This is a genomic window from Mycobacterium sp., from assembly GCF_032162605.1.
Taxonomy (GTDB): domain Bacteria; phylum Actinomycetota; class Actinomycetes; order Mycobacteriales; family Mycobacteriaceae; genus Mycobacterium.
Map to the genome: position 1 here is coordinate 1 of NZ_JAVROT010000629.1, position 8,726 is coordinate 8,726.

The 8,726-nt window shown below is 65.2% G+C and carries 8 protein-coding genes, 1 tRNA gene and 1 pseudogene; 8 read left to right on the forward strand and 2 right to left on the reverse strand.

What is annotated here, in order from left to right; all coding sequences use genetic code 11:
• From QOI01_RS35885 to QOI01_RS35920, 8 genes are all read left to right on the forward strand, one after another.
• On the forward strand, positions 1–312 hold a 312-nt coding region (locus QOI01_RS35885), incomplete at its 5' end, for a MaoC/PaaZ C-terminal domain-containing protein (RefSeq protein WP_526388966.1).
• The gene (gene hadC / locus QOI01_RS35890) at positions 312–821 is read left to right on the forward strand and encodes a (3R)-hydroxyacyl-ACP dehydratase subunit HadC (protein WP_526388968.1); all 510 of its coding nucleotides are present in this window, start codon (positions 312–314) and stop codon (positions 819–821) included. The genes QOI01_RS35885 and hadC, both read left to right, overlap by 1 nt.
• Positions 822–962: 141 nt before the next feature.
• Positions 963–1,035, forward strand: a tRNA-Trp gene (locus QOI01_RS35895).
• Between the two features lie 68 nt (positions 1,036–1,103).
• Positions 1,104–1,589: a preprotein translocase subunit SecE gene (gene secE, locus QOI01_RS35900; protein WP_526388970.1), complete on the forward strand. Its 486-nt coding sequence runs from the start codon at positions 1,104–1,106 to the stop codon at positions 1,587–1,589.
• A 54-nt stretch (positions 1,590–1,643) separates the two neighbouring features.
• Entirely contained in the window at positions 1,644–2,495 is an 852-nt protein-coding gene (gene nusG / locus QOI01_RS35905; protein ID WP_526388972.1) for a transcription termination/antitermination protein NusG, read from the forward strand.
• Positions 2,496–2,523: 28 nt separating this feature from the next.
• Positions 2,524–2,955: a 50S ribosomal protein L11 gene (gene rplK / locus QOI01_RS35910; RefSeq protein WP_526388974.1), complete on the forward strand. Its 432-nt coding sequence runs from the start codon at positions 2,524–2,526 to the stop codon at positions 2,953–2,955.
• Between the two features lie 153 nt (positions 2,956–3,108).
• Positions 3,109–3,816: a 50S ribosomal protein L1 gene (gene rplA, locus QOI01_RS35915; protein ID WP_526388976.1), complete on the forward strand. Its 708-nt coding sequence runs from the start codon at positions 3,109–3,111 to the stop codon at positions 3,814–3,816.
• A gap of 92 nt (positions 3,817–3,908) precedes the next feature.
• Positions 3,909–4,526: a M15 family metallopeptidase gene (locus tag QOI01_RS35920; RefSeq protein ID WP_526388980.1), complete on the forward strand. Its 618-nt coding sequence runs from the start codon at positions 3,909–3,911 to the stop codon at positions 4,524–4,526.
• Between the two features lie 74 nt (positions 4,527–4,600).
• Here QOI01_RS35920 and QOI01_RS35925 read toward each other — a convergent pair whose 3' ends face one another.
• Both QOI01_RS35925 and QOI01_RS35930 read right to left on the reverse strand, forming a co-directional pair.
• Complete coding sequence (locus QOI01_RS35925) at positions 4,601–7,921, reverse strand: SIS domain-containing protein (protein WP_526388978.1); 3,321 nt, start codon at positions 7,919–7,921, stop codon at positions 4,601–4,603.
• Positions 7,922–8,325: 404 nt separating this feature from the next.
• Positions 8,326–8,726 (reverse strand): annotated as a pseudogene (locus tag QOI01_RS35930) (DUF6596 domain-containing protein); the annotation flags it as partial.

Genomic DNA, 8,726 nt, shown 5'->3' on the forward strand with positions numbered 1-8,726 from the left:
ATCCACTGGCACGACGAGATCGCCAAGCAGGTAGGCCTGGACACCGCGATCGCGCACGGCATGCTGACCATGGGTCTGGGTGGCGGCTACGTGACGTCGTGGATCGGCGACCCCGCCGCGGTGACGGAGTACAACGTGCGGTTCACTGCCGTGGTGCCGGTGCCCAACGACGGAGTGGGCGCCCTGATCGTGTTCAACGGTCGCGTGAAGTCCGTTGAGCCCGAGTCGAAGTCGATCGTCATCGCGCTGTCCGCCACGACGGGTGGCAAGAAGATCTTCGGCCGCGCCACGGCCACCGCGAAGCTGGCATAGTGCCGCTCAAGGCCGACGTCCTGGGGATGGTCCACCGCTACCCCGAGAGCTTCAAGATCGGTCGCGAACAGGTACGCCAGTACGCCCGAGCGATCAAGGCCGACGATCCGGCCAGCTTCGACGAGCACGCAGCCGCCGAGCTCGGTCACGCCAACATCATCGCGCCGCTGACCTTCGCGTCCATTTTCGCGTTGTTGGTGCAGCAGGACTTCTTCCGCAAGGTCGACGTCGGAATGACCACCATGCAGATCGTCCAGGTGGATCAGCGATTCGTGTTCCACAAGCCCCTCGTCGTCGGCGAAACGCTGAATGCGTCACTGGAGATCCAATCCGTCGTCGAGCGGTTCGGGGCGGACATCGTCGTCACGCGCAGCGTCTGCATCGACGAGAAGAACGAGCTGGTGCTCGAGGCGTTCACCACGTTGATGGGCCACGAGGGTGACAACTCGATCCAGGTCCAGTGGGACGCCGAAAGTGGCCAGGTCATGCGCACTGCAGTCAAGGATTAGCAAGTCGGAACAGGGCCGATGTACACTCGGTCCTCGGGGTTTCGTCCAATTAAGCGCGCTGTCCGTCGGTTTCTGATCGACCGATCGGGGAGCGCGTGAGTTGTGTGAGCCCCGGAACGCAGGTTGGCCTGCCAACCGTGAAGGGGCGTAGCTCAACTGGCAGAGCAGCGGTCTCCAAAACCGCAGGTTGCAGGTTCAAGTCCTGTCGCCCCTGCTCAACTGAACACTCGAAGAGCGTGGACACTGGAAGGTGACCACACCGAAGACAACGAAAGGCATGCGGTGAGCGACGAGCGCGACGGTGCCGGCTCCCCGGTCGACGATGACATCGACTCCGTGGCTGACGACGTCGATTCTGTCGATTCCGTCGACGACGACGACGTCGACGCAGTGGGTGATGACATCGGTGTCGGTGGCAACCGTGGACAGACTGCGGTCGCGACCCGGCCTCAGCGACCGAGCGGGAAGCGGTCGCGGCGCGAGGCCACTGGTGACGACACTCCCGCCACTGAGTCGGGCTCCGTCAAGAACGGCGACGGCAAGAAGCCCAAGACCGCCAAGAAGCCGGGCGAGCCCCGCAACCCGATCACGTTCGTCGTCAACTTCCTGAAGCAGGTCATCGCCGAACTCCGCAAGGTGATCTGGCCCAACCGCAAGCAGATGATCAGCTACACCACCGTGGTCCTGGTCTTCCTGGTCTTCATGGTCGCCCTCATCGGCGGCGTCGACCTGGGCCTGGCCAAACTCGTGACATTGGTGTTCGGCTGACACAGCCGTCCGAGCCACATGCCACGTGCGAAGAGATCTAGAAAGGATTGACACGTGACTTCCTTCGAGGGCAGTACGCCTTCGGGTATGTCCGACGCGCGCATCGAGGCCGCGGACCCTACGACCGTGATTGCCGACCTGGCTGCGGAGTCGCTGGAACAGCCCGCCGGCGAGGCCGTGGAGGGTGCAGCGGACGAGGTGCCCGCCGAGGCGCAAGACGCAGACGAGGCGCCCGCCGAGGCGGCTCCGGAGGACGGTGACGTTCCAGAAGACGAGGACATCGACCCGGCCGTAGCGCTCAAGAAGGACCTGCGCTCCAAGCCTGGCAACTGGTACGTCATCCACTCCTACGCGGGCTACGAGAACAAGGTGAAGGCCAACCTCGAGACCCGCGTTCAGAACCTCGACGTCGGCGACTTCATCTTCCAGGTGGAGGTGCCCACCGAAGAGGTCACCGAGATCAAGAACGGCCAGCGCAAGCAGGTCAACCGCAAGGTGCTGCCCGGCTACATCCTGGTGCGCATGGACCTCACCGACGAGTCGTGGAGCGCGGTCCGCAACACCCCCGGTGTCACCGGCTTCGTCGGCGCCACGTCCAAGCCGTCGCCGCTGACGCTCGATGACGTCGTGAAGTTCCTGCTACCGCAGGGTGCGGCGAAGAAGGCCGCCAAGTCGACGTCGTCGGGCGCCGCTGCTACGACCGAGACCAACGGACTCGAACGGCAGGTCGTTCTCGTCGACTTCGAGGTCGGCGAGTCGGTCACCGTCATGGACGGCCCCTTCGCGACGTTGCCCGCCTCGATCAGCGAGGTCAACGCCGAACAACAGAAACTCAAGGTGCTGGTGTCGATCTTCGGCCGCGAGACACCTGTGGAACTGACCTTCACCCAGGTCTCCAAGATCTAAAGAACTACAAGAACAGGAAGAACACCTCATGGCCCCCAAAAAGAAGAAGATCACCGGGCTGATCAAGCTGCAGATCCAGGCGGGCGCGGCCAACCCCGCGCCGCCCGTCGGCCCCGCGCTCGGCCAGCACGGCGTCAACATCATGGAGTTCTGCAAGGCGTACAACGCGGCGACGGAGTCGCAGCGCGGCAACGTCATCCCCGTGGAGATCACCGTTTACGAGGACCGCAGCTTCACCTTCGCCCTGAAGACGCCGCCCGCCGCCAAGCTGCTGCTCAAGGCGGCCGGTGTGCAGAAGGGCTCCGGCGAGCCGCACAAGAACAAGGTCGCCAAGGTGACCTGGGATCAGATCCGCGAGATCGCCGAGACCAAGAAGGAAGACCTCAACGCCAACGATATCGACGCTGCGGCGAAGATCATCGCAGGCACCGCCCGGTCGATGGGCATCACGGTCTCCTAGTAGTAGCTAGTAGCTCCACCCAGCTCCAAACGTGGAAGGGCCCGCTTCGGCCCGCAAGATGTTGCTCTTCGCGCAAGCGCTCATCGAAAGATGTTGCTCTTCGCGCAAGCGCTCATCGAAAGACCACGACCCAACGAAAATGATTGGAATCCAATGAGCAAGAACAGCAAGGCATACCGCGAAGCCGCCGAGAAGGTCGACCGCGACAACCTCTACACGCCGCTCGAGGCCGCGAAGCTGGCCAAGGAGACGTCGTCGAAGACGCAGGACGCCACCGTCGAGGTCGCGATCCGCCTCGGTATCGACCCCCGCAAGGCCGACCAGATGGTCCGGGGCACCGTCAACCTGCCCCACGGCACCGGCAAGACGGCCCGCGTCATCGTGTTCGCCGTCGGCGAGAAGGCCGAGGCCGCCGTGGCCGCGGGTGCCGACGAGGTCGGCAGCGACGATCTGATCGAGAGGATCCAGGGCGGTTTCCTGGACTTCGACGCCGCGATCGCCACGCCCGATCAGATGGCCAAGGTCGGCAAGATCGCCCGCGTCCTCGGGCCGCGCGGCCTGATGCCGAACCCGAAGACCGGCACCGTCACCCCCGACGTCGCCAAGGCCATCACCGAGATCAAGGGCGGCAAGATCAACTTCCGCGTCGACAAGCAGGCCAACCTGCACTTCGTCATCGGCAAGGCCTCGTTCGACGAGACGAAGCTTGCCGAGAACTACGGCGCCGCCATCGACGAGATCATGCGGGCCAAGCCGTCGTCGTCGAAGGGCCGCTACCTGAAGAAGGTCGTCGTCTCGACCACGACCGGCCCCGGCATCCAGGTGGATCCCGCCGTCACGCGGAACTTCGCAGAGGCATAACCACCTTGCCGCGAGCGTGCGTGTCTGCTCGCAGCACGCCGTTGTTGCGTGGCAGACCGCGCACGTTCGCCGGGGTGTTCGCCGCCGTTGTGATGCTTCTGATGACGTCCCCGACGGCCGCTGCCGACGTCCCGCCGGTCTCGCCCCAGGCGCAGGCCGCGGGGCTCGTCGACGTACGGACGGTCGTACCCGATGCGCGGATCGATCTGCGTTATGCGACGACCAACAACTTCGTCGGCGTGGAGCTGTACCCGGCCGATGCGCGGTGCCTGATCCACGAGTCGATGGCACCGGGACTCGCGACAGCCGCCGACATCCTCCGAAAACACAACGCACGGCTCGTGTTCTGGGATTGCTACCGACCGCACGACGTCCAGGTGCGGATGTTCCAGGAAGTGCCCAACCCGAACTGGGTCGCTCGTCCGACCGAGTTCGCGCGCAGTCACGAAGCCGGCCGCTCGGTGGACGTGACCCTGGCCGATGCGCATTACGGGTGGCTCATCGACATGGGGACCGACTTCGACGACTTCACGCCGCGTAGCCTCGCGTACGCCACCGAGGGGGTCACCGCGACTCAACAGGCGAACCGGTCCAAGCTGCGCGCGGCGATGGAAGCCGGCGGGTTGACGGTGTACTCGGGCGAGTGGTGGCACTTCGACGGCCCGGAAGCCGGCGTCGGACGCCCGATCCTGGACGTCCCGGTCAACTGACGACGGCGCGGTACGCCGAGGATCCCGGGCAGAGCGCTTGGCAGGCTTGATCGAATCGGACTCTGCGACTGGGACTATCCGGTTTGCCGAGCTTCGTTCCAGTGCTCTGCGAGTATCTCTGCCGGCTCGGTGAGCAGTGCGAGCGGGGACACGACACCGAGGAGCCGTTCGTCGAAGATCGGATCTACCTCGGTGACAGCACTTCTCAGTTCCGACAGTCGACCTCGGTAATTTTCGAGAACCGAGGACATGTCGCCGGGGGAGAGCCGTGGACGAAACTCCACGTGGAGCAGGACGAGCCCGGTTGTCCGATGGCCCTTGATCTCCGGAACGATGATGAACGGTCGCTGATCGTTGCGACCAACGGCGGCCAGAACCTGTTGTTGTTCTGCCACCAGTAGCTTCGTCCCGATCAGCCGGTGATCGACGTCAGTGCGTGAACGCAAGCCCTGGGCCATCCCGCGGCGACTGATCACGGCAACGTGCTCATCGACGACGGCGTAGTGGGTCGAACCGACAACGGCCGCCACGGCCGGATCGAGGGCCGCGACCGTGCGAAGCGCACTGTAGGAGAAGGAGTTCCGACCGGCCCCGGCTGCGAGTACCGCCTCGACGAGCGGGACGGACAGGATCTCCTCATCGCTGCGGCTCGTGCCGACCGTCACCGTCTTCGCTTGGTGTCGGATGGTGTCGATCGTGCGCGACACCTGGTCGATGCCATCGGTGAGCGCGGCCACCAGCTCGTTGATCACCGCGTCGGGCCCCGAGCAGCGCGACAGCAGCGTCTCCTCGGAGCGGGTGACGATCGCGTGGAACGCGACGGCGATCCGCGCGGACGCCCTGGCGCTCAACGAACCGTCGTACTGGCCGGCGTCCAATCTGCGCATGAAGTCATCGGCGGCTGGCCCGATTGCCGCCGGGAGGTCGGCCAACATGGCTAAAGGTTCGCGGTCGTTCGCGACTGCGGTCTCTTCGATCGTGACCCGCGCGGCCCTCAGGGGCAGGGCTTGTTCGTCGATGGCCAACGCCGCGTGGTAGCCGAACAGGTGGCCCGCCATCGCAGCGAGCAGGAAGGCCAGATCCGGATGGACTCGAGGAACCCAGATGACGTCGTGCGCAGCATTGAACCGTGATTCGTCCTGAGTGGCAATGACAATGGGCAACCCGTTGTGCGAGGCGAAGATCTCCACCTCCTTGGCGATGTCATCGGCTGCGGAGCCGGTCATCCCGGCGGCGCAGACGAGGGTCAGCGGCTCCGCGGACAGGTCGATGTGTTTCTTGTCCGACGATTCGTCACACGAGATGGATCGATAGGTGAGTTCAGAACACTTGATCCGGATCTCTTCAGCCGCAATTCGGTTCCGGTCGGAACCGACAACCGCCCATGCCGTCCTCATCGGCGCGTGGCGTTGAGCCAGCACGGCGATCTGCTTCTCGTCGTCCAAGAGTCGACGCATGGCATCGGGGAGCGATGAGAGCGCAGAGAGGAGTTCGTGTTCCTCGGAGTCGTTCTGACAGCGAGCAGCCCGCGCCAACGCTCGCGCGAGCAGGGTTCCCGCAGCGATCTGGGCGTAGAAAGCCTTCGTCGATGCGACGGACATCTCGACGTCGCGACCGTCGGCCGTGTAGAGCACGCCGTCGGCCTTCTCGGTGAGATCGCTTCCCCGGCGGTTCACTACCGCGATGACGAGGGCACCCCGGCGCCGAATGATGTCGACTGCGCGGTTGGTGTCGGTCGTGGTTCCGGACTGGCTGATGGCGATCGCCAGCGTGTCTGACATGTCGGGGACGAGTCGAAAGCCGGACAGCTCGGTCGCCGTCGTGGCGACGACTTCGAAGTGGTCGCGGGGGAAGGCGTCCCGTATCGCGGCTGCCACCGCCCTGCCTGCGACGGCAGCGGTTCCTTGACCGATCACGACAATCCGTCGGATCGCACCGTTGTTCAGTCGGGTGACCGCCTGCGGCGGAATCACGTCCTCTCCCAAGGAGGCTCGGAGCAGTCCGGCTACGTTCGAGACCCGACCCCGCAGTGTCTTCTGCATCGAGTCGGGCGACTCGTGCAACTCCTTCTCCAAGAAGTGGGCATGATCGCGCCGGTCGATGTCGCGCGTGGTGATGGAGGCCGTCGCGACGTCTGCATCGGTGATCGGCCGTGCCGACCCGTCGTAGGCCCACCGACCCATGGCGTGCAGGCGACCGGCATCGGTGCTGTCGATTGTCACCACTTCGCCCGTATTGCCCTCCAGGCGAATGTAATTGCGACAGTGTTCGACCAGTCCGTAGAGCTCGGATGCGACGATCGTCATCCCGTCGAGGGCGCCGACGAGCAGCGATTGCCCGCTGCCGCGTTGAGCCAGCAGCACCCTGCCGGGCTCACCTGCACAGTTCGCGGCGATGGCGACGGAGCCTTCGAACTCCGTCACGGTATGGCGAAAGGCGTCCACGATCTCGACGTCCATGCCCATTCGTCGACCCGCGAGGATCGGTATCACCTTGGCGTCGGTGGTGATCTCGGGCGCGATGTCGAGGCCGTACCGTTCGATCAGCTCCGCGTAGTTGTCGACGTCGCCGTTGAGTGCGGCGACGACATAGGGAGAGTCGGAGTCTGCCGTTGAGCCCGAGAGTTCCTCGCTGGTCAGCGGATGTGCATTCGCCTGGTTGATCATTCCGACGCTGGCCCAGCGGGTGTGCCCGACGACGACCACGTGCGCAGTCGACGTCTGGAGTGCGTCGAACAGCAGGGAATCGGTGGCAATCGCGGCCCGAAGGGCACGTCCGTTGTCGCCCAACCCGCCGATCTCCGCGGCGTGCTTGTAGACGATGCTCAGGTGTCCCGCGGGCGTCCGCACGGCAGTGGAGGTGAACAACGGATCACTGCGCCGGCGCGCGATCGCGGCAGCGGTTCCAGGGTCGCTGAAGTCGAGGGCATGTCCGGTGACCAGAACGTGCAGACCCACCGAATCGCGACCGCGCAATTCCAGTCGGTCGAGAGACGACAGACCCACCTGGATGGCTGCGTAGGCATCGCGCGCCGCCTGGCCGACTGACGACCCGGCAAGTTCGTCGACCTCGGCGGCGAACCGCAGGCGGTCCCGACTGATCGACCACCACGCATCCTTCAACGCGATCGTGGCAGCATTCAGCCGCTCGACGTCGTCGCGGGCGGTGGTCCGCATCTGCAGTGACGACTCGAGTGCGGCGATCTGCCGCTCGATGTCGACCGACACGGCGGCGAGCGACTCGGCGACCGACGGCTGGTCGAGCAGACACCGCACCCCGGCGATTCCACGCAATCGGTCGTCGACCCGGGTCAGTGCGCCGGCTACGCGCTCGATCTCGGCGGCCCGTGCCGCGGGTCCGGCCTCGATGGTCAGCATCCGAAGGGCCGACATCATCTCGTGCACCAACTCGCGCCCGTCTGGCGGGCGGACGTCTGATGCGTCGTATACAACGGCGACGATCCCACACACGTGACTGCACTCCCCTCGGAGGCTGATCGGCAGTGCGCAGGCGGCAGAGCGTGCGGCTCGACCGTCATTGCACGGCTGCGGCGACGCCAGCCTCACGCTCGTTTCGACTCGTTTGCCCCCGTGCCAGAAGTCCAAGAGAAAGATCCCTCTGCACCGTAGCGCACAGCGGCGCGAGTGGCTAATTATTTCCAATAATCAGGAGAACTTCAGGCGCGACTGAATCCTGCATGTCACGGCGTCATCTATCGGTTCAGGCCATCGCGACATCACACGCGTCGGTGGATATAGCAACCGTACGAGGCCAAGGAAGTAGGCGGTCGTTGGCATCCTCATTGGTCTGAAAGCCGCCGCCGGAGAAATTCGCGTGCCGGTTCGGAGCCGTCGTGTTCCAAAGCGGTTCGATACCAGCCGGCGGCCTCCGAGTACCGCCCCGCTCGTCGCAGCAAGTCCGCGCGGTCGCCGTGGCGTGCACCGCGGCGATCACAGCCTGCGGCAGGTAGGCACCCGGCGCACCCTCCGCCAAGCGCAGCTGGTGGAGTCCACGCGCGATCCGGCCGTGGTCCCACCGTCCGCGGTCCTGCTCGTCGAGCGGCACCAGCGCTTCCGCGTCGTCGACGCGCGTCGTGCGCCGCGAATCATGAAGCAACATCAAGGCGGCCAGCGCATGGGCATCCGGCTCGCCTGGCATCTCGCCCCCGAGGCGTACGCCCTCGTCGCAGAGCTCGTCACG

What these genes read in the sequence shown, in the direction of transcription:
- rplK (WP_526388974.1), top strand. Translation starts at nt 2,524, where the DNA reads ATGGCCCCCAAAAAGAAGAAGATCACCGGGCTGATCAAGCTGCAGATC.
- rplA (WP_526388976.1), top strand. Translation starts at nt 3,109, where the DNA reads ATGAGCAAGAACAGCAAGGCATACCGCGAAGCCGCCGAGAAGGTCGAC.
- QOI01_RS35920 (WP_526388980.1), top strand. Translation starts at nt 3,909, where the DNA reads ATGCTTCTGATGACGTCCCCGACGGCCGCTGCCGACGTCCCGCCGGTC.
- QOI01_RS35925 (WP_526388978.1), bottom strand. Translation starts at nt 7,921, where the DNA reads ATGATGTCGGCCCTTCGGATGCTGACCATCGAGGCCGGACCCGCGGCA.